Origin of the sequence: Flavobacterium acetivorans (genome assembly GCF_020911885.1) — a bacterium.
GTDB classification, from domain to species: Bacteria; Bacteroidota; Bacteroidia; order Flavobacteriales; family Flavobacteriaceae; genus Flavobacterium; species Flavobacterium acetivorans.
On sequence record NZ_CP087132.1, the window covers coordinates 2,555,212 to 2,573,644 of the forward strand.

An 18,433-nucleotide genomic window follows, 5' to 3' on the forward strand; every position below is an offset into this window, starting at 1 on the left:
TTGGTTAATTGAAATTGTTGTGATAAAGTACAAAAGACTAAATGGTTTCTGTTAATATTTTGTCTGAATTATTTGTTTTTATTTAGGAGCTCTCTAGTTTCATAATATATCTTAGCACCCATATCTAAGTATTTTTCTTCTGAAATATCAATCCCATTTGAAGGCTTCTCAATTTTATGTTTTTCTTTATAATTCTGAATTATTTTAGATGCATAAAAAAATGTGCGTCCATCTAATGATCCTTCAAGGACTAATCCTGGAAGACCATCTAATCCATTTGGACCAAAAGAAGTTGGTATCTCACTTGTAAACCATACTACAGGATGAAGAATCTTCCGAATATTTCTTCCATTATCATTTTTTTCCAGTGTTGTAGTTGCTTTAAAACATTTAAATCCGGCAATATATTTAACTGTATTTGTAATTTCCCATTTATATTGTTCAAAAGGAAGCTCAACATTAAATTTTTGTCCTTGAAATTCTACTTGATACATTTTTTCTTTAGCTATAATATTTTTATAATGTGTCAAATTTCCTCCATTCACTATTGAAGCAATTTTATAGTCCATATTCTTCTCTGCTACTATTTTATCCACTAATTTAAATATACTACTGTTTTTATCAAATAGTAGTTCAAATTCTAACATAGATTGATTCTGTTCAATTTTCTCTAAAACTTTTTTTCGCTTGTTTAGAACACTATCATTTCCTGTTTTTTTTTCAAAATCATTTGAAGAGACATAATAGGACCCCAGCTTATACATAACGTAAGTAGTTTGGTTGTCTATCCTATGTTTATTTGTAATAGAACTAAACAGAATTAATGAAGATAATAGTATGTAAAAGTTATAAATTTTCATAATATTTTTAATTAATTTTAATTTCACAGAATAAAAACTTCCAAAAAAAGTTAATTTATTGGAAGTCCTCATCATTTTAAAAGTTATATTTTTTTCTTAATCTAGTAAAAAAAAACAATAATTAATTAATATTATTGATCTTGTTCACATTGATAAAGAGCATTCAGATAAATGTAATTCCACGTCCAAGAATCGAAGCAATTACCTGTAGCCAAATGATACTCACTTTCAGCTACCTCCACTTCTATACCCGCAACATCAGAACATACGGACATTCTTATATCCTCAGTAACAATATTTGTTGCTAAAACTTCCATAACCTCATTTTTCTCTTTTATAACCTCTTTTACTTCAACAGTGTTTGCCATTGCAACTCCACTAAACGCCACCACTGCCAGAGCGGTAAATAATAATTTTTTCATAATAAATAATGGTTTAAATTTATAAATAGTTTTTTGGTTAACCATTATAAATGTATTAGATAAAGTTAATAGGAAAAAACTTAATCAGGAGTTTTAACGAAATAGGTAGTTTTACTACATACTATGTTAAAATTTAGTAAAAAAAAAGTGATTCTTCTGCCTTAATCTTTTTTTTGGAAAATAAGTCAGTAATTATCTATCTTGTATACTATTTACTTAGAACTAGATAATTTATTTCTGTTTCTGTCAATTCTACTATCCAACTCTTTTTCTGAAATAGTTTTGTAATCCTTCACCGCATCTATTATCGAGAGTTTTTCGAGAATTTCTTTCATTTAGCGTTCGTTACCGTTAGCAAAACTTTTACATCAAATATCACGGTATCTTTTTAGATAACAATTGATTTGAACTCGTGTTTGATTACAATTTCTTTGAGTTCCTCACCAGTAGGTTTGAGTTTAAAATCATAGGTTGCAAGGGCTGAACTGGGCTCAAAAAAAGTATTTCCTCCACAAAACCAATATAAGAAACCGTGATTTCATATTTCACCTCTTTATCAAGTTCTAATCGGTAGCGCCCTTTATTATCAGCAATAGCAAATTTGAGGCTTGCTTTTTCCTGCAAAGGTTTGGCAATGACATTGGCTGATTCCAGCGGTTTATTGCTATCGTCAGAAACCACACCGGTTATCGTGTGGGTTTGGGAAAAAGACAATACCGTACAAAGAAGAAATAGAAGAACCCGTAACAATTACTTAATTTGATGAGTTTTTATTATATTTTTCTTCAAAGTATTGTTTTGCTTTTATATCAACAATATTGTAAAATTCATCCTCATTAATTATTTTTTGATTGCTTTTTAGTTCAATATTTTGTAAAAGTTTTGTATTTAATTCAATTTTTGAAGCCACAAAAGTGACTTTGTCATCTTGAAGTTCTAAAATCAATCCAGGTAATTCACCAAAATCTTTTGGACCAAAAGAAAAAGGTAACTCAGGGCAATACCATGCTTCAGCAATATATGTTTTAACTTTATCCTTTTTCATTCTAATAGTTCTTGATAATGTTGCTTTATAGCATTTAAAACCTTGAATTATTTTTTTTTCGGTAGTTAAAGTCCAGTTTTGCTGAGGTAAAAATAAAACGAGATATTTTTCACTTAATATATACTTAACTTTAACAAATGTTTTATTATTCTTATCAACAAAAATGCTTTCCCTTCCTGCAAAACTTATTGCAAGTCCTGCTACTTTTTTATCTGAGTATAAAATATCTTTTAAAAAAAAATGTGATTTATTTTTACTTATATTCAACTCATATTCGAGACTTTGAATAGCGATATCAACTCCTTTAAATAGGTCAGGTATTTTTTTACTTTTAATTTTTTCATCATTCTCTATTGTACCATAAGTAGGGTAAACTTTGTATTGTACCTTTATATCTTGTGACTGAGAAAAGATATTAACGTTTAAAAGGAAAAAAAATAAACAAAAAATAATTTTAAAATTCATAACAGCATTTTATTGAATTATTGAGCTGTCTAATTTTAATAGACAGCCCAATTTAATTTAACATAAAAAAGGTGGTTGACAAGGTGAACTACTACCCATACAATCATCAAAATAAGCATCTGCATTTTGCATTGATTCCTCTTCAGAGAATACTTCAATAAGTTCTGTATAAACGCTATTCGCTAATTTAGCACAATCCCAATAATCATCATATAAAAGAATGGTAGTTTTCTCATTCTTCTCTTTAACAACTTGCTCATCAGCTATTGTATTCGCCATTGCAACTCCGCTAAATGCCACCACTGCTAGAGCGGTAAATAATAATTTTTTCATAATTAATACTGGTTTAAATTTATAAATAGTTTTTTGTTTAACCATTATAAATGTAATAGGTAAAGTTAATACGAAAAAAACTTAACCAGGAGTTTTAACAAAGTAGGCAGTTTTACTGTACAGTATGTTAAAATTCAGTAAAAGCAAAAAAACTGATTCTTCTGCCTTAATCTTTTTTTTGGAAAATCAGTTAGTATCTATCTTGTATACTATTTACTTAGAACTAGATAATTTATTTTTGTTTCTGTCAATTCTACTATCCAACTCTTTTTCTGAACTAGTTTTGTAATCCTTCACCGCATCTATTATTGAGAGTTTTTCGAGGACTTCTTTCATTTCACGTTCGTTACGGTTCGCAAAACTTTTCACATCAAATACCAGGGTATCTTTTTAGATAACAATTGATTTGAACTCGTGTTTGATTACAATTTCTTTGAGTTCTTCGCCAGTAGGTTTGAGTTTGAAATCATAGGTTTCAAGGGTTGAATTTGGCTCCAAGAAAAGTATTTCCTCCACAAAACCAATGTAGGAAACTGTGATTTCATATTTCACCCCTTTATAGAGTTCTAAACGGTAGCGACCTATATTATTCGCAATCGCAAATTTCAGATTTGCTTTTTCCTGCAAAGGTTTAGCAATGACATGTGTTCTATGTATTTTTTAGCATTTTTTAAAAGCTAAGTTTAAATTCATTATACTGTTACATTCCCATTTGCGCTCTGAGCTTTTTATCGTAATCTTCTTTTGTAATGGTTTTCCCTTTTGGAAAATCAATCTTTACTTCATTGCTATCAAATGTTATTTTTGTCGCTAAAAATGTAGTTTTATTTTCTGTTGTTTCTAAAATTAAACCTGGTAACCCGTAAAAATGCTTTGGTCCGAACGAGTAAGGTAAACTAGGTGCAAACCATGCTGTAATTTCATTTACTCTCGCTTCTCCTTTTCGATTTACAAATGGGATTTTTAATACCGCTTTGTAGCATAAATAGGAACTTATGATTTTAGATTCTGTTTGTATTTCCCAATTGGTAGTTTAGCCCCATAATAGTTCGGAGTGTTATTTTAAATTTCAAAATTATATATTTGAGATATGAAATACAAGAAATGGACTTTAACTCAGAAGCTAGAAATAATAACTGCTTCAGAAGATATGGGTATTGTAGAGGCCTGTCGTAAGTATGGCGTAAGTACAGGAAGCTTATATAGTTGGAAGAAGAAGTTTGAGCACAAAGGAGAGGCTGGCTTAAAAGTTACCTATGACACTAAGAGCAAAGAGCTAAAAGAGGCAGAAGAGGAAAATCGCATTCTACGCAAGCTACTAAGCAATAAAGAAATAGAATTAGAGGTACAAAGGGAGCTTTTAAAAAAAAAGTTTGGGACATCGGATCCAAGAAAGATTTAGTGAACTATATTTATGAAAAGCATAAGTGTAGCAAGGCTAAAATCATAAAGATGGTAGGTATCGTTACTAGTAGCTATTATAGACAACGTAGTTTTGGAAAGAAAGGTAATCATCCGACGGTAGCGACCTTTCATCAAAAAAATGGTTTTGTAAGCCAATCAGTTGTTGTAAAGTCTATTAAAGATATTTTAAAACACGAATTTATAGATTGTGGTTATCGGTTGATGACCAAATATCTAAATAGAGATGGCTACCTAATAAATCATAAAAAACTATACCGAATTATTAAAGAAGAAGGTCTTTTAAAACTCGAGAATAGAATTAATAGAAGTGGTTCTGGACGTAAGTTTGTGAAATTTAGGAAGGTTTATACTTCCAGACCATTGCAATGTTTAGAAATGGATATTAAAATGGTGTGGGTACCAAATGTTGGTAAAAACGCTTATTTGCTATCTATAATTGATGTTCATACACGAAGAATTTTAAAGGATTATTTTTCTTTCAATATAAAGCAAAATCATGTTATAGACTTACTCTCGACACTCTTTGACGAATATAATTATCCTGAAAGTGTAGTTATTAGGAGTGATAATGGTAGTCAATTTATAGCTAAAAGTGTCCGCGAGTATTTAGGCTTAATAGGTGTGCAGCAAGAATTTACACACGTTGCAACACCTGAAGAAAATGCTCATATAGAAGCCTATCATGGCATCTTGAAGAAGGAAGTATTTTCCAGATTCGACTATCGCACTTTTGGAGCGATCCAACAGATATTGAAAAGATTTGTGTCGTTTTACAACAATGAACGACTTCACGGACTCTTAGGAAGAATTACTCCTATGGAGAAATGGAACTTAGATAAACATCTAATAATAATGAAAAAATTAACCGCGTAATTAAAAATCGAAATTTAGAATATTACTCTTGTTTTATAGGGGTCAAAACAATTGGTATTTAAAGTTGTATTCTTTAAAATTGTACCATCAGTTTTTTTACTGAATTCTATTTGATTTTCTTTATCGTAATAAATATCAGAAGAAGAGGTGAACGCTAACTTTGCGATGTTAATAATTTTATCATCATAAGCACTCACATTATTCATTCCTTCAATCATCTTAAAATTGGAGCGCGTTGCATTGAATACTAATAGAAATTGTTGAGAAGTGGCCTTTTCAATTAATTTTGCTATAAAATCTTTATGCTCAAATTTTTCATCATTAGCATTTGGGCTTATTTGGACCGAGTAAACAACATGTCCAGACTGAGCGATTACAAAGTTTGTAACAAATAATAATAGAATTTGCACGTATTTCATAAATTAATAATTTTATTAAGAAAGATACTTATTTTATTCACACTTAAAATCTAATTCTTAATTCATTCAAATGGATTTAAATCATTTCATCGAACTTGAAGTACTTTCAACCGTTTTCTCAACAATTTTATAGAATTCATCTTCCAAAATCAATTTATGGTTGACGTCTTTTATTGATAATTTTAACTTACTATCCAGCTCTATTTTTGAGGCCAAAAAAGTGATTTTCCCATCTTGTAATTCCAGAATTAACCCTGGTAAGTCTCCAAATTCTTTGGGACCGTTATCAATCGGAATAGCCGGACAATACCAAGCTACAACCAAATAAGTTCGGTCGGTTTTCTTTAATTTTAATTGTTTTTCTTGTGTAGCTTTAAAACAAGTATACCCATTAATTATCTTTTGTTCATTAATTAAATTCCATTTTGAAAGAGGTTCAAGTTGGACATAAAAAATTTCATTAGAAAAATTAACCTTTTTAATTATTTTATTACTCTCTTTATCCTTAAAATACTCGTTGTTTCCCGCAAAAGCTCTAGCCAATCTCGCTGCTTTTTCATTGAAATCCAACATTGAGGTCAAATAAAAATTAGATTTTCCTTCGTTTACAACTAACTCATAATTCAATCTTGATAATGCTTCATCTACTCCTACAAAAGAGCTGGCTACCTTACTCTTGACTACCTCCTGATTTTTCTCTAAAGACCCACCCGTCGGTATCACTGCATAACTAATCCTAGCCTTATTTTGAGAAAATATAGACAAACAATTTAAAAGTAAAACAAAATAAAAATACTTCATAAATAAAAAAATTAACCCGTTAAAAACGGGTTATTAAACTAATTTAATCCTTTACAATCTTTATAGGCAGCAAATGCTTCGCTTGCTGCTTCTTCCTCCAGTCCAAGATCTACAAATTCTTTATAAGTTTCGTGATAAACATCTGTGCAATTATCTTCAATAAAATCAATCACAACTTCTTCTTTTACTTCAACAGTGTTTGCCATCGTAACTCCGCTAAACGCCACCACTGTCAGGGCGGTAAATAATAATTTTTTCATAATTAATAATGGTTTAAATCTATAAATAGTTTTTTGGTTAACCATTATAAATGTATTAGATAAAGTTAATACTAAAAAAACTTAAACAGGAGTTTTAACAAAATAGGCAGTTTTACTGCATACTATGTTAAAATTTAGTAAAAACAAAAAACTGATTCTTCTGCCTTAATCTTTTTTTGGAAAATCAGTTAGTATCTATCTTGTATACTATTTACTTAGAACTAGATAATTTATTTTTTGTTTCTGTCAATTCTACTATCCAACTCTTTTTCTGAACTAGTTTTGTAATCCTTGACCGCATCTATTATCGGGCGTTTTTCGAGAATTTCTTTCATTTTGCGTTCGTTACCTTTGGCAAAATTTTTCACATCAAATACCAGTGTGTCTTTCTTGATGATAATAGTTAGGTGGCAAGGAACTTTTTTTTGCGGATGAGGAACGCCGTGGCGGGGTTGCAGCAGAGCCCGCCGCCACAGACCGTGAACGAATCGTAGCCCCAAAATTGTAGGGGTAATGAAATCGGTTATTTCAGGGGCGCATTGGAGAGCAGGGATGTGAGCGTGAAACGGCAGCGAACTATCAATTAGCGGGAGCAGGGATAACCGCTGACAAAGGCACAGCGGATCGGGAGCGAACATTATCGATTTGTTTCTGCTCTCGCGTTCCTTATTCAAGGGCAAAACGCCCTTCGACTGCGCTCAGGGTGATAAAAAGTGTAATGATATCGAGTAGTTCTTAAAGAATGAAGAGGGAAGCGAAACGGAATGAAGCGGTATTGCGGATGCAGTAGCCCCGACGAACGCAGTGAGTGAGCGTGTGAAGATGAGGAACGAAACAGTGCAAAAAACAGCTGCTTATTTGCAAGCTGCTGTTTTTGTAGTGCTGTGAAGTGTCTGTGGAACGGAGGGAAACCTAGCTATCGAATTGAAAAACAGATTGCCTATTTACCGAAAAAGTTCTTATGAAAATGTAAGATTGACCAACTGGAACAGCCGAACGGAACAAAGGGAACGACCGGAGAGAGATCGCCTGATTGCCCGTGATTTTTAAAACGAATATATACCTTTGATAGAGAAAAGATAACGTTTAATATTATCTCATTTAAATTCACAAAAAAAATGCTGTAGTTCAGGTATTTCTAGCAACTGGATTTATCGTATTTGGTATTTTGTAATATTGTTTATGAATATAAATACCTATCCGATATAAATAAGGAATAATATTACAAAACGAAAATATAAAGAAGAAATGGATTATATATAAAACGAAAACAACCTTTAACAAAAAAGGTAGTTATTAGGTAAAGTATGTTAAAATTGTAGAAATAATATTAAATAAATCCCTGCTTAATGGCTTCTTTTACCAGACCGGTGTCGTCAGTAACATCAAAGGCTTTTTTCATACGAACAATGCGCTTTTGGATAGCGCTGGTTGTGAGGCAGATGATTCCCTCCAATTCTTTTATTTTGAATCCTTTGGATAGATACAACAGAATTTGACGATTGTGATCTTCAATCATTAATTCCTTCTTCCATATTTCATTGACACAGTTCTTTACCATAGGACTTTGGTATTGATTGCCGTCCAATACCTCCATTACGGCTTGCTGCAATTTATCAGGAGTAATATCGTTTTTTATGATAAGTCCTTCCGGCCTTATTTTCTTGGCAATATCATAAACAATGATAACTTCAGTATGGGCAGTAATCATTATAATTTTACAATCAGGCATTTTATCTCTGATCAAAACAGCAAGGTCACTGCCTGACAAAATAGATTTTTGCTCATATGCAGGTAAGCTTTTGTCAATGATTGCAATATCAAAGTTTGCCCTTTTTGAGACCGCTCGCTCAAGCTCAAAATAGGCCTCTTTAGAATTATAAGCTTTAGTAAAAATGGGGTGATACCTAGCAAAAGGCTCTCCAAGTAGAGCATTCTTATAGCCTTCCACAGTCATGGGATGATCATCTACCAAAAATACATTCATTAATCAGATATATAACTTTAACAAAATAGGCAGTTTTTCTGCAACAAAAAAAATGCGCTCTTCTCTAGCTTGCGCCCTACTTAATTTTGTACAACAGCATGCGTTTTCCCTTTCTTATAATAGACGATAGCAATACAGTTACAAAGGAAATTTTGGACTTCTTCGAAAATTTTCCTAATTATTTTTGTGCCGGCGTTGTCAAAGATACACAAACGGCAATAAATCAAATTATAAAAATAAAACCACTGCTTGTATTTGTACGAATTCCAGTAAAATCTGATGAAGCTGCTCTATTTTTTAAAACCATATCCGAATTATTTCAATATATGGAGACCATGCCTTATTTCATTGCGTTGTCCTCATCCCCAGACTACGCTCTTGATGCAATACAATCAGGCTTCTCTGATTACATAATACTGCCTTTGCAACTGCATCAGCTAGGAAAAAGTCTTTTTAAGTTTGAAAAAAGAAATCCACCCAGCATTACCACAAGTATATGTATCAAATCCTATAGTGATTATCAGTTTGTATCCTTGCAAGATGTTACTTATTTAAAAGCGGACAACAATACCACTGACATTCAGATGGAAAACGGCAAAACCGTTAATGCTTATAAAACTTTAAAGCATTTCGAAAATACACTTCCTTTTTTTTTTTTGAGAATTCATAAAAGCTATATCGTCAATATTAATCATGTTTCACGCATACATTTTAGTAAATTAAAATGTTACCTCAATTATAATGAAATCCTGCCATTTTCTCTGACTTACAAGGACAATATTGATGCTATCATTAGAAAAATTAATATGTAGCCCTCTTTAAGGAATCTTTCTTCCGGTATTTTTTCAATGATTGCTTCAAGTTTATTATTTCAAACAGCTGCTTTCACCGCTTCGATTCCCCTTTATACTAGTGTAGTCTACAGACTCACTATAACAGCCCGGAATTTAAAAAACTAATGCGTTTTTACCCTTTAATTTGCCCCTGTTATAAAGTAACAGAAGCTTCAAATCAGCTATTGAGAATGGGGAAAATCTACCCTTAAAGTAGTGTCATTCTCAATCGCTCAGAACGGTCAATTCCCGGCTTTTCTTAAAAAAAGGTACTCCATTCAGGATCGTACCGTGATAAATTATTTTTTAATTTTTAAAACATTTTTTAATGAAAAAGCTAGTATTTGCTATCGGCTGTATCGCTGCCGTGGCTTCAATGACATCTTGTACCACTGACAATATTGAAGAGCCAAAAAGGATGACTACCAAAAATAATTACGAAGACTTCTCGGCTGAAATTATAGATACGCTCAATATTATAAATTCTGCCCTACCGGATAATGGAGATGGGGATAAGGATAAAACCAAAACATAATAATCCAATCATTAAGCCAGATAATGTGTTTTAAAAATACATTGTCTGGTTTTTAATTTTATTTTTGATGAAATTTATAAATTTTTTTAAAGTTGAAAATTAAAATAATTATCCTGCCTATCTTGTTTGTAATGGTCGTTTCTTGTCAGAAAAAGAAATTTGAATTCGAAAAAAGAAACGAAATTTTATCGTTGATAAAAAAGATAGAAGATTCACCTTTAAAAGCAGACATTGAAGAACAATACTTAGATACTATATACCAAAAATTGCAGAGTCAGGAAAACGATTCAATTAATCGAAATTTATATTTTAAAATTGCGGTTAAATATTATAATTGTAATTCCTTAGATAAATATCTAAGGACTACAAAAAAAATACATCAATTAGCAATTAATAGAAATGATGTTCCGCATATAGCAAAATCACTTTATTATTTTGGCGATTATTATGAATCCAAAGTACAATATGACAGCGCTTACAGATATTATTCTATGTCAGAAAAATTATATCATAAGATAAAAGATAATTTAAACTCTGGCAAACTAGCCCTTTATAAAGCAGGGATTTTATATGATACTGGAAACTTTAATGAAGGTGAAATACAAGGAGTAAATGCTCTAAAATTACTTTCAAAAACAAAGAACACAAGACTAATCTATGAAGCGAATATTATAGTAGCATTGTGTTTAAAAGAATTAAATAACTTTGAAAAAGCTTTGGAATATTATGGATTTGCTTTAGAACAATTGGATAAACTGGATAGTCAAAATGAACCTAAAGAAAAGATTGCTAAATCAAGAGCATCATGCTACAATAATATTGGCTCCGTCTATGAAAAAATGGAGAACTATCCCAAAGCAATACAGATGTATAATACAGGATTGCAAACAAATAATTTAAAACAAAAATATCCTAAATCCTACGCCGCTTTATTAAATAATCTCGGGTATTCAAAAATGAAACTAGGAGACAATGGTGTTGAGGATTTATTATTAGAATCTTTAAAAATCCGTGACAGCATTCAAACAGAACCAGGTATAGTAGCCAGTAAAATTAAGATTGGTGAATATTATCTTAGTCAAAAAGATACCAGTAAAGCTCTTACTTACATAAAAGAGGGATTCCTACTATCCAAAAAAATTAAAAGTAATTACGATATTATTCAATCATTGAAATTATTAACTGAAAATGATATTAAAAACAAGACTTATTATTCAAATCTATACATTAAGGCTATTGACAGTGTTCAAAATGCGGAACGGGCAACCCGGAATAAATTTGCAAGAATAGCCTATGAAACCGATCAGGTAGAAGAAAAAAATGAAATTTTATCTAAAAGGAATACCAATATCATTATTGGATCCGGAATAATTACTCTTTTTTTAGGGATCTTTTTTGTCATATACCGTCTAAAATCCAGAAATAAAGAACTACTTTTTATTCAGGAACAGCAAGAAACCAATGAAAAAATATACCAATTAATGCTAAAACAGCAATCGGAAACCGAACAAGCCCGCAAAGAGGAAAGAAATCGTATAGCGATGGAATTACATGATGGCATAGTAAACAGCATTTTCACGACTCGTTTTAACTTAATTCAATTAGATCCAAATGCGGTAGATAAAAAAGAACAACTGGTAGAAGAACTCGAAAAAGCGGAGAATGAAATAAGACGCGTTTCTCATGATTTGACTGAAAACCTACTTTTTGAAGATAAAAGTTTGGCGGAGATCATAACAACTTTAGTAGAATCCCAACAAAACCAATACAATACACAGTTTGATGTATCAATAGATAAATATATTGACTGGTCGAAGATTGCAAGTGCCAACAAAATACATATCTATCGCATTATTCAAGAGGCTTTGCAGAATGTCAACAAATATTCAAAAGCCGAAAGGTGTTATATAATGCTATTAAAAACTGCCGATAACATAAGCATTCGTATTTGGGATAACGGAATTGGATTTAATCCCGAAAAAGTGAAACAGGGAATTGGACTTAAGAATATTAAAAGCAGAACTGAGGCATTAAATGGAGAACTTAAAATTAGTTCCAATTCAGAAAAGGGCACAACCATAGAGATCATATTTTAAACAATCACAGTACAAAAAAATTAGTCCTCCTTCTTTGTCAACAGAGCCAAAGAAGGAGTTTTCTATTTTTACAGCACTTTACCAAATGAAACTTTAACATTTTTTGCAGTAAAACTACCTATTTTCTTAAATTTTGATCCCGTTTAACTACTATCCAAAATCATATCTTTATTTTTCGGACAATTTAATATACACACAGAACCAAAGCCCGAAAATGAAAGTTGTAAAAAGAATTGTTGACCTCCTTGAATCCAAAAAATGTAAAACCCACGGCCAACGGGCTATAATAAGAGTAATAAACAACGAATCAATAAGTATAAAAAGCTGTTGTGAAAAATTTAAAAAGGATTTAGAAGTAGCGCGTAGAGCTGAAATAACAAAACAAACCCGAGAAGCAATAAAAAAATTATACAAGATTAAATGATTTATGGCTGCTTCGCTTCGTTTGAAGTAATAATTGAAGAACTGACAAAAATAAAATCAATGCTATCGAAAGGAAAATAATCATTAAGTTCTTCAAAATCGATATCAGAATTCACCTCCTTTTTCAGTTCTTCATAATCTACTTTTCTCTGTGAAATTAGGGCCAGATGGTAAACTTCCAGCTAATAGTGTAGGAAAGTATATGGGGAAATTTGAAGGAGTAAATGTGTATGAAGCTGATCTCGGCTTTTTAGGTTCTGGGGAGGTTCAGGAGGATTGACTTTGCCTCCAAGTCGAATTATGGTTGGTAAAGGAGCTTATACTCTTTTAGGTAAGGGTAATGAGAATGTAAAAGAGTTATTTCGTCACGAATTTGGTCATATACTTCAATACAGACAATCTTTTGTAGGGTTAGAAGGTTTCTATAAAGTGATTGCTCCAGAAAGTTTATTAACTTCAAACATGAGTTTTGCGAATAGTTATTGGACAGAAACATGGGCTAATCATTTGTCTAATAATTATTTTGGAAGTGTTTTTAACAACCTTACGAAGTATCCATCTTCTCCATTATCTATTTTCAATTTTAGTAAGTTTTTAGCTCTTAAACTTTTTTAAAGTAATTTTATGAAAATTAAATTGATTATTATTGGTTTAGCTATTTCATTGATGAGTACAAAATGCGCTGAGAAACCAGTCTATTTTTCTTTTGAAAATAAATCAGAGAAGGATGTTTTTTTTTCGTACACGAAAAATATAGATTCTTTGAAAAAAATAATTTATGAAAATTCTTATCATGATAGCCGTTTTAAATATTTGCATAAGCATACCATTAAAAAAGACACTTTAATAGGGTCTGATTTATATTTTTACTTATCAAAAAATAAAAATTTTTATACATTTTATTTTTTCCGAGTTCTAAAATATGATTCTAAAAAAAATGATTTTGTTTTTGGTGACAAATATGATAGTATCAATATTAGTAGAAATAAAATTAGAATAGGAGAAGGAGGGAGAAATTCCTTTTTGTATGGGACACATAAGATTATATTTAAGTCAAAAGAGTTAGATTAGGTACTACGTTAATGCTTCGGGACAAATAGTAGAAAAACGCCTCTTTGATGCTTGGGGAAATATTGCCAAAGTGCAGGACGGAGCGGGAAATTCACTGGCAGGTTTAACAGTACTGGATAGAGGTTATAAGGGGCATGAGCATTTGCAAAGTATAGGACTCTTACACATGAACGGACTGAATATGCAAATAAAATCTGCAGTATAACTTAAACCTCATTTTATTCAATACTCATCTTAGTACTTAGTTGTATTCATTTTTTCCCTCGGTAGATTAATTTCATGCTCTTGAGGATAAGGGGCGCGATGTGTGCTGCTGACATCTTCCTTGATTTGTTGTTGGGTTTTGTATTGATCCTTGGCGTCCATATAACGGGGGTCAGGTACAAAAGGCATTTTAGCCATTTTTGAGATGGTTAGCGTTGGAAAATGATAATCTACTTCTACAGTACCTAATAACAAATAACAGCCACCTCCTTGAAAAGGGAATTGTAACAGGTTATCAGGAAAATGCACCGTATCAAAATAAGTTCCTTCGTTATCGATCCAAGTACCGAAATACATATTCCCCTTCGTGGTGGGGACTTGCTTGCGTGATATGAGATAGGCCAGCATCTTCACTTGCTTTTTATGATGACTGATTAAATCTTTGGCCATGACCTCTCCGCGGTACTTGGTTTGCAGTAAATCAAATACGGTACAGGAAACGGGAAAGCTCAGCAATTCGATTTCATCAAAAGCATCTTCATAGAGGGAACGCTCTAAATTGGGAAGTTTGTATTCTTTAACGGGTTCTTGCAATAGCATTAGATTCTTATTTTCGGGTTTTAGGTTGTTGAGTAATAGACTGGCAATAACCAAAAGTTGATTCTTAGTTTTGGCTGTAAAACGAAAGGCCCCTATGAAAATCAATGTTTTGATCCCTTCGATGCCCATTGGAATGCGATTAATGAAATCTTCTAACGAAATAAAGTCCCCATTTTTCTCCCGATCTGATACTATAAACAAAGCCATTTTACTGTCCACACTCAGTAGATGCATGAAGCCAAGATAGACATCGGTGCCATAGAGATTGGTTTCATAATTGCTTTTATTCACACAGGGATTGTGCACTGTTGCCCCTGCCATTCTTGCTTCGTGAACATAGACTTCGGTGCGGTAAAAACCACCTTGATTATTAATAACGGCCACCATAAATTCAATAGGGTAGTAGACCTTCAGGTATAAGCTTTGGTAACTCTCCACAGCATAAGAAGCAGAGTGCGCCTTACAAAACGAATAGCCTGCAAAAGATTCTATTTGGCGATAAATCTCTTCACTCAAGGCTATAGGATGCCCTTTTTGAGCACAGGCGGCAAAAAAATTGTCTTTCACTTTTTGTAGCGCTTGCAGTGAACGCCCTTTACCGGACATTGCACGACGAAGAATATCCCCGTCGGCAGCGGGTAAGCCACCATAGTGCAAGGCAATTTTTATCACATCTTCTTGATAGACCATAATCCCATAGGTTTCCCCTAATTGTTCTTTAAATACCTCATGGAAATACTCAAATTGGGATGGATTGTTATGTCTGAAAATATATTCTTTCATCATTCCTGATTTGGCCACACCAGGACGAATAATAGAAGAAGCGGCGACCAATGTTTTATAATTATCACATTTCAATCTTCTCAATAATCCCCTCATGGCGGGACTTTCGATGTAAAAACAACCAATGGTTTTGCCTTGTTCCAAATAACTGTTGGCTAGCATTTCATTTTTAGAAATGGAGGTGTCTCGAATATTTACCCGGATCCCACGGTTTTTCTCAATCAATTTTACGCTATCGTCAATGTGACCTATACCCCGCTGGCTTAGTATATCAAATTTTTCAAATCCAATATCTTCGGCAACGTGCATATCAAAAAGCACAATTGGAAAGCCTTTTGGGGGCATTTCCAGTGGCGTATAATTGGTTATCGGTTCTTCGGATATTAAGATACCACAGGAATGCATACTGCGTTGATTGGGGTATTTTTCGAGCATCAGACCGTACTCTTGTACGAATTTCACAATAGTATTCGTTTCATGAAGCTTCATCGGATTTTTGGCGAGCATGTCTAATTCTTCTTTTGGAAGACCGAACACTTTTCCCACTTCCCTAAAAATAGAACGGTATTTGAATTCGACATTCGTACCACAAAAAGCCACATTTTCCTTGCCGTAGCGATTAAAAATATATTCCAAAATAACATCGCGTTCTTTCCAACTCCAATCAATATCAAAATCGGGTGGGCTTTTTCGATTTTCATTTAAAAAACGTTCAAAGTAAAGGTCCAGTTCTAAAGGGCATATATCAGTGATACCAAGGCAATAGGCAATGATACTATTGGCACCACTACCACGTCCAATATGCATGAAGCCACGACTGTTGCTGTAGCGAATGATATCCCAAGTAATTAAAAAATAACCGCTAAATTCCAGTTGGTTAATGACTTTAAGTTCTTTCTCTACACGCGCTTTGGCTTGGATGTTGCTTTTTCCGTATCGCCAAAGGAGACCTTGCTGGGCCAACGAAGTCAGTAAAGCAATGTCGGTCTGACTATTATTAGTATAATGTTTTTTATTTCTAGGCGTATTAAATTCAAATTCAAAATTGCATTGGTCTATTAGTTTTTCTGTATTTCGGATAATTTCGGGGTATTCCCCATAGACCGCTAAAAGTTCTTCTACTGGTTTTAATACTTCAGATGTTTTGCAATAATCGGCCTCCGTTAACTTTGATAAAATAATATTAGAATCAATTGCTCGTAGTATTTTATGCAGATTAAATTCTTTTTTGGTTCTGAAAGTTACGGGTTGCAGCACTATCATTTTGGCTATTTTACTTTTAAGTTCTGCAGCAAATAGTTTGGGAACTTCCTCTGGACGAAGACCTATAAATTCATTGTCTCGAAGTGTATTAGGCGCATTTTCTAAGGTGTAAATAATATAAACCGAATCGAATTCCGGAGCATAAAGCGGTAAGGCTTCTCCACTGAAATTATATGAAGTCAGAAATTGATTCATTTCTGCTAATCCATTGGCATTTTTAGCAATACCAATGTATCGCATGGTTTTTTCAGAATGGAATTCCATGCCTACCAAAGGTTTTATTCCAACTGCATTACAGCCTTTTATAAAATCATAAATGCCCGTTACTGTATTAATATCTGTGAGTGCCATTGCTTTTAGGCCACAGGTAACCCCTTGACTAATAAGGTCATTCAGTGAAATGGTACCGTAACGTAGGGAATGGAAGGAATGGCAGTTGAGGTACATTGGTGGGTTGTGAATAGTGAATAGTGTCCTTCGACTTCGCTCAGGATGACAGTGAGTAGTGAGTTTTTTTTTATTTAGAGGATCGTTTTAAAATTTCGTTTTTGTTATTGGGTTTGAATGAAGCTCCGGCACAACGCATTACGGCGTCAAAACCATAACGGCTTTTCATTTTATCCATAGCGGCATATAGTGCAAGCATTTCTTCGGTATCTTCAAAAAGGTTGATTTGGTAGGTACCTCTAACAAGGCCACTAAAGCGAATACCTATTAATCGCAATCTCATCCGTCGTTGAAAGAGTTTGTCAAATAGTTCTACGACATTTTTGGTGAGTATATGATCTGCTGAGGTATATGCTATTTTGCATTGTTTGGTTTCGGTATCAAAATTGGCATATCTAATTTTAATGACAACTGTTGAGGTTAGCCATTGTTCTGATCGCAGTTGGAAGGCTAATTTTTCGACCATGCCAACAAGTATTGATTTCAGTTTTTGAATATCAATGGTATCCTGATCAAAGGTATGTTCGGTAGAAATTGATTTTCTCTCGGTGTAGGGTTCCACAGGATTGTTATCGATACCGTTGGCTTTTTTCCAAATCTCAATACCATTTTTACCAATCATTCGTTGCAGGACCTCGGCAGGCATTTCGGAAAGTGTTTGTATGGTGCGAATCCCAATTCTTGATAATAATCGAAAGCTAACATCGCCCACCATCGGAATCTTTTGTATGGATAAAGGATTTAGAAATGGCTTTACCAAGTGTTCCGGTATTTCTAAATTCATTTTTTGCTTTCCTTCTCCAGTGCCAATTTTGGAAACGGTTTTGTTCACTGATAAAGCAAAAGTTAGGGGTAATCCCGTTTCTTTTGTAATTCTCTGTGCCAGTTCGTTGGTCCATTTGTAACTACCGTAGAATTTATCCATTCCGGTAATGTCGAGATAAAATTCATCAATGCTTGCTTTCTCCACTACAGGTGCTTTTTCCTGAATTATTTCAGTGATCGTATGGGAATATTTAGAATACAATTCCATGTCGCCTTTCATCACTTTGGCTTGTGGACACAGCTTCAGTGCCATATGGATTGGCATAGCTGAACGCACCCCAAAACGGCGTGCTTCGTAGGAGCAAGAGGCCACCACACCACGGTCACCACCGCCAATAATCAAAGGGATACCTTCTAATTGAGAGTTAGTAATTCTTTCGCAGGAGACGAAAAAAGTATTCATGTCGAGATGTACAATTGCCCTTGTCATATTCTTTAATTTGTAGGTTACAAAATTAGTATA

General features: G+C 33.1%; 24 protein-coding genes. 8 read left to right on the forward strand and 16 right to left on the reverse strand.

The annotated features are described in order from the left end of the window. Positions 1-68: 68 nt before the first annotated feature. The 9 genes from LNP19_RS11170 to LNP19_RS11200 form a co-directional block, all read right to left on the reverse strand. Entirely contained in the window at positions 69-860 is a 792-nt protein-coding gene (locus tag LNP19_RS11170; RefSeq protein WP_230061998.1) for a GLPGLI family protein, read from the reverse strand. Positions 861-991: 131 nt separating this feature from the next. Beyond that, the gene (locus LNP19_RS11175) at positions 992-1,282 is read right to left on the reverse strand and encodes a hypothetical protein (RefSeq protein ID WP_230061999.1); all 291 of its coding nucleotides are present in this window, start codon (positions 1,280-1,282) and stop codon (positions 992-994) included. 212 nt (positions 1,283-1,494) lie between these two features. After that, a complete protein-coding gene (locus LNP19_RS15420) occupies positions 1,495-1,617 on the reverse strand; it encodes a hypothetical protein (protein WP_255665577.1) in 123 nt (40 codons plus the stop codon). Positions 1,618-1,702: 85 nt separating this feature from the next. Then, the gene (locus tag LNP19_RS11180; RefSeq protein ID WP_230062000.1) at positions 1,703-2,032 is read right to left on the reverse strand and encodes a carboxypeptidase-like regulatory domain-containing protein; all 330 of its coding nucleotides are present in this window, start codon (positions 2,030-2,032) and stop codon (positions 1,703-1,705) included. 4 nt (positions 2,033-2,036) lie between these two features. Further along, entirely contained in the window at positions 2,037-2,792 is a 756-nt protein-coding gene (locus LNP19_RS11185; protein WP_230062001.1) for a GLPGLI family protein, read from the reverse strand. 57 nt (positions 2,793-2,849) lie between these two features. Continuing rightward, positions 2,850-3,125, reverse strand: coding sequence for a hypothetical protein (locus LNP19_RS11190; protein ID WP_230062002.1), 276 nt, complete (start codon positions 3,123-3,125; stop codon positions 2,850-2,852). A 213-nt stretch (positions 3,126-3,338) separates the two neighbouring features. Next, positions 3,339-3,461 carry a hypothetical protein gene (locus LNP19_RS15425; protein WP_255665578.1) on the reverse strand — a complete coding sequence of 41 codons (123 nt, stop codon included), beginning with the start codon at positions 3,459-3,461 and terminating at the stop codon, positions 3,339-3,341. Between the two features lie 54 nt (positions 3,462-3,515). Next, complete coding sequence (locus LNP19_RS11195; protein ID WP_230062003.1) at positions 3,516-3,752, reverse strand: hypothetical protein; 237 nt, start codon at positions 3,750-3,752, stop codon at positions 3,516-3,518. 73 nt (positions 3,753-3,825) lie between these two features. Further along, positions 3,826-4,143 (reverse strand): GLPGLI family protein, encoded by a 318-nt coding sequence (locus LNP19_RS11200; RefSeq protein WP_346432227.1) that lies wholly within the window; start codon positions 4,141-4,143, stop codon positions 3,826-3,828. 72 nt (positions 4,144-4,215) lie between these two features. Between LNP19_RS11200 and LNP19_RS11205 the strand changes: the two genes are divergently transcribed. Both LNP19_RS11205 and LNP19_RS11210 read left to right on the forward strand, forming a co-directional pair. After that, a complete protein-coding gene (locus LNP19_RS11205; protein ID WP_230061764.1) occupies positions 4,216-4,527 on the forward strand; it encodes a transposase in 312 nt (103 codons plus the stop codon). Continuing rightward, positions 4,527-5,423, forward strand: coding sequence for an IS3 family transposase (locus LNP19_RS11210; protein ID WP_230062004.1), 897 nt, complete (start codon positions 4,527-4,529; stop codon positions 5,421-5,423). The genes LNP19_RS11205 and LNP19_RS11210 overlap by 1 nt, the downstream gene beginning before the upstream one ends. 14 nt (positions 5,424-5,437) lie before the next feature. Here the strand turns inward: LNP19_RS11210 and LNP19_RS11215 are convergent, their stop codons facing one another. From LNP19_RS11215 to LNP19_RS11235, 5 genes are all read right to left on the reverse strand, one after another. Beyond that, positions 5,438-5,842, reverse strand: a complete 405-nt coding sequence (locus LNP19_RS11215) for a hypothetical protein (protein WP_230062005.1) — start codon at positions 5,840-5,842, stop codon at positions 5,438-5,440. Positions 5,843-5,923: 81 nt separating this feature from the next. Next, the gene (locus LNP19_RS11220; RefSeq protein ID WP_230062006.1) at positions 5,924-6,643 is read right to left on the reverse strand and encodes a GLPGLI family protein; all 720 of its coding nucleotides are present in this window, start codon (positions 6,641-6,643) and stop codon (positions 5,924-5,926) included. A gap of 38 nt (positions 6,644-6,681) precedes the next feature. Then, complete coding sequence (locus LNP19_RS11225; protein ID WP_230062007.1) at positions 6,682-6,903, reverse strand: hypothetical protein; 222 nt, start codon at positions 6,901-6,903, stop codon at positions 6,682-6,684. Between the two features lie 230 nt (positions 6,904-7,133). Then, positions 7,134-7,541 (reverse strand): hypothetical protein, encoded by a 408-nt coding sequence (locus tag LNP19_RS11230; protein WP_230062008.1) that lies wholly within the window; start codon positions 7,539-7,541, stop codon positions 7,134-7,136. A 692-nt stretch (positions 7,542-8,233) separates the two neighbouring features. Continuing rightward, positions 8,234-8,890: a response regulator gene (locus LNP19_RS11235; RefSeq protein ID WP_230062009.1), complete on the reverse strand. Its 657-nt coding sequence runs from the start codon at positions 8,888-8,890 to the stop codon at positions 8,234-8,236. 98 nt (positions 8,891-8,988) lie between these two features. Here LNP19_RS11235 and LNP19_RS11240 point away from each other — a divergent pair, with 98 nt between their 5' ends. The 6 genes from LNP19_RS11240 to LNP19_RS11260 all read left to right on the forward strand — a co-directional run bounded on the left by LNP19_RS11240 (position 8,989) and on the right by LNP19_RS11260 (position 13,848). Then, complete coding sequence (locus tag LNP19_RS11240; RefSeq protein ID WP_230062010.1) at positions 8,989-9,702, forward strand: LytR/AlgR family response regulator transcription factor; 714 nt, start codon at positions 8,989-8,991, stop codon at positions 9,700-9,702. 349 nt (positions 9,703-10,051) lie between these two features. After that, complete coding sequence (locus tag LNP19_RS11245; protein WP_230062011.1) at positions 10,052-10,258, forward strand: hypothetical protein; 207 nt, start codon at positions 10,052-10,054, stop codon at positions 10,256-10,258. A gap of 92 nt (positions 10,259-10,350) precedes the next feature. After that, positions 10,351-12,354: a tetratricopeptide repeat-containing sensor histidine kinase gene (locus tag LNP19_RS11250; protein ID WP_230062012.1), complete on the forward strand. Its 2,004-nt coding sequence runs from the start codon at positions 10,351-10,353 to the stop codon at positions 12,352-12,354. A 574-nt stretch (positions 12,355-12,928) separates the two neighbouring features. Next, complete coding sequence (locus LNP19_RS15430; protein ID WP_255665580.1) at positions 12,929-13,057, forward strand: hypothetical protein; 129 nt, start codon at positions 12,929-12,931, stop codon at positions 13,055-13,057. Positions 13,058-13,077: 20 nt separating this feature from the next. Beyond that, complete coding sequence (locus LNP19_RS11255) at positions 13,078-13,392, forward strand: hypothetical protein (protein WP_230062013.1); 315 nt, start codon at positions 13,078-13,080, stop codon at positions 13,390-13,392. Positions 13,393-13,401: 9 nt separating this feature from the next. Then, entirely contained in the window at positions 13,402-13,848 is a 447-nt protein-coding gene (locus LNP19_RS11260) for a hypothetical protein (RefSeq protein WP_230062014.1), read from the forward strand. Positions 13,849-14,082: 234 nt separating this feature from the next. Here LNP19_RS11260 and LNP19_RS11265 read toward each other — a convergent pair whose 3' ends face one another. Then, a complete protein-coding gene (locus LNP19_RS11265) occupies positions 14,083-17,145 on the reverse strand; it encodes a DNA polymerase III subunit alpha (RefSeq protein WP_230062015.1) in 3,063 nt (1,020 codons plus the stop codon). Between the two features lie 70 nt (positions 17,146-17,215). Next, entirely contained in the window at positions 17,216-18,400 is a 1,185-nt protein-coding gene (gene dinB / locus LNP19_RS11270; RefSeq protein WP_230062016.1) for a DNA polymerase IV, read from the reverse strand. Positions 18,401-18,433 lie beyond the last annotated feature (33 nt).

What these genes read in the sequence shown, in the direction of transcription:
- LNP19_RS15425 (WP_255665578.1), bottom strand. Translation starts at nt 3,461, where the DNA reads ATGAAAGAAGTCCTCGAAAAACTCTCAATAATAGATGCGGTGAAGGAT.
- LNP19_RS11230 (WP_230062008.1), bottom strand. Translation starts at nt 7,541, where the DNA reads ATGTTCGCTCCCGATCCGCTGTGCCTTTGTCAGCGGTTATCCCTGCTC.
- LNP19_RS11190 (WP_230062002.1), bottom strand. Translation starts at nt 3,125, where the DNA reads ATGAAAAAATTATTATTTACCGCTCTAGCAGTGGTGGCATTTAGCGGA.
- LNP19_RS11205 (WP_230061764.1), top strand. Translation starts at nt 4,216, where the DNA reads ATGAAATACAAGAAATGGACTTTAACTCAGAAGCTAGAAATAATAACT.
- LNP19_RS11220 (WP_230062006.1), bottom strand. Translation starts at nt 6,643, where the DNA reads ATGAAGTATTTTTATTTTGTTTTACTTTTAAATTGTTTGTCTATATTT.
- LNP19_RS11245 (WP_230062011.1), top strand. Translation starts at nt 10,052, where the DNA reads ATGAAAAAGCTAGTATTTGCTATCGGCTGTATCGCTGCCGTGGCTTCA.
- LNP19_RS11240 (WP_230062010.1), top strand. Translation starts at nt 8,989, where the DNA reads ATGCGTTTTCCCTTTCTTATAATAGACGATAGCAATACAGTTACAAAG.
- LNP19_RS11175 (WP_230061999.1), bottom strand. Translation starts at nt 1,282, where the DNA reads ATGAAAAAATTATTATTTACCGCTCTGGCAGTGGTGGCGTTTAGTGGA.
- LNP19_RS11225 (WP_230062007.1), bottom strand. Translation starts at nt 6,903, where the DNA reads ATGAAAAAATTATTATTTACCGCCCTGACAGTGGTGGCGTTTAGCGGA.
- LNP19_RS11235 (WP_230062009.1), bottom strand. Translation starts at nt 8,890, where the DNA reads ATGAATGTATTTTTGGTAGATGATCATCCCATGACTGTGGAAGGCTAT.
- LNP19_RS11215 (WP_230062005.1), bottom strand. Translation starts at nt 5,842, where the DNA reads ATGAAATACGTGCAAATTCTATTATTATTTGTTACAAACTTTGTAATC.
- LNP19_RS11255 (WP_230062013.1), top strand. Translation starts at nt 13,078, where the DNA reads ATGGTTGGTAAAGGAGCTTATACTCTTTTAGGTAAGGGTAATGAGAAT.
- dinB (WP_230062016.1), bottom strand. Translation starts at nt 18,400, where the DNA reads ATGACAAGGGCAATTGTACATCTCGACATGAATACTTTTTTCGTCTCC.
- LNP19_RS15420 (WP_255665577.1), bottom strand. Translation starts at nt 1,617, where the DNA reads ATGAAAGAAATTCTCGAAAAACTCTCGATAATAGATGCGGTGAAGGAT.
- LNP19_RS11170 (WP_230061998.1), bottom strand. Translation starts at nt 860, where the DNA reads ATGAAAATTTATAACTTTTACATACTATTATCTTCATTAATTCTGTTT.
- LNP19_RS11260 (WP_230062014.1), top strand. Translation starts at nt 13,402, where the DNA reads ATGAAAATTAAATTGATTATTATTGGTTTAGCTATTTCATTGATGAGT.
- LNP19_RS11185 (WP_230062001.1), bottom strand. Translation starts at nt 2,792, where the DNA reads ATGAATTTTAAAATTATTTTTTGTTTATTTTTTTTCCTTTTAAACGTT.
- LNP19_RS11265 (WP_230062015.1), bottom strand. Translation starts at nt 17,145, where the DNA reads ATGTACCTCAACTGCCATTCCTTCCATTCCCTACGTTACGGTACCATT.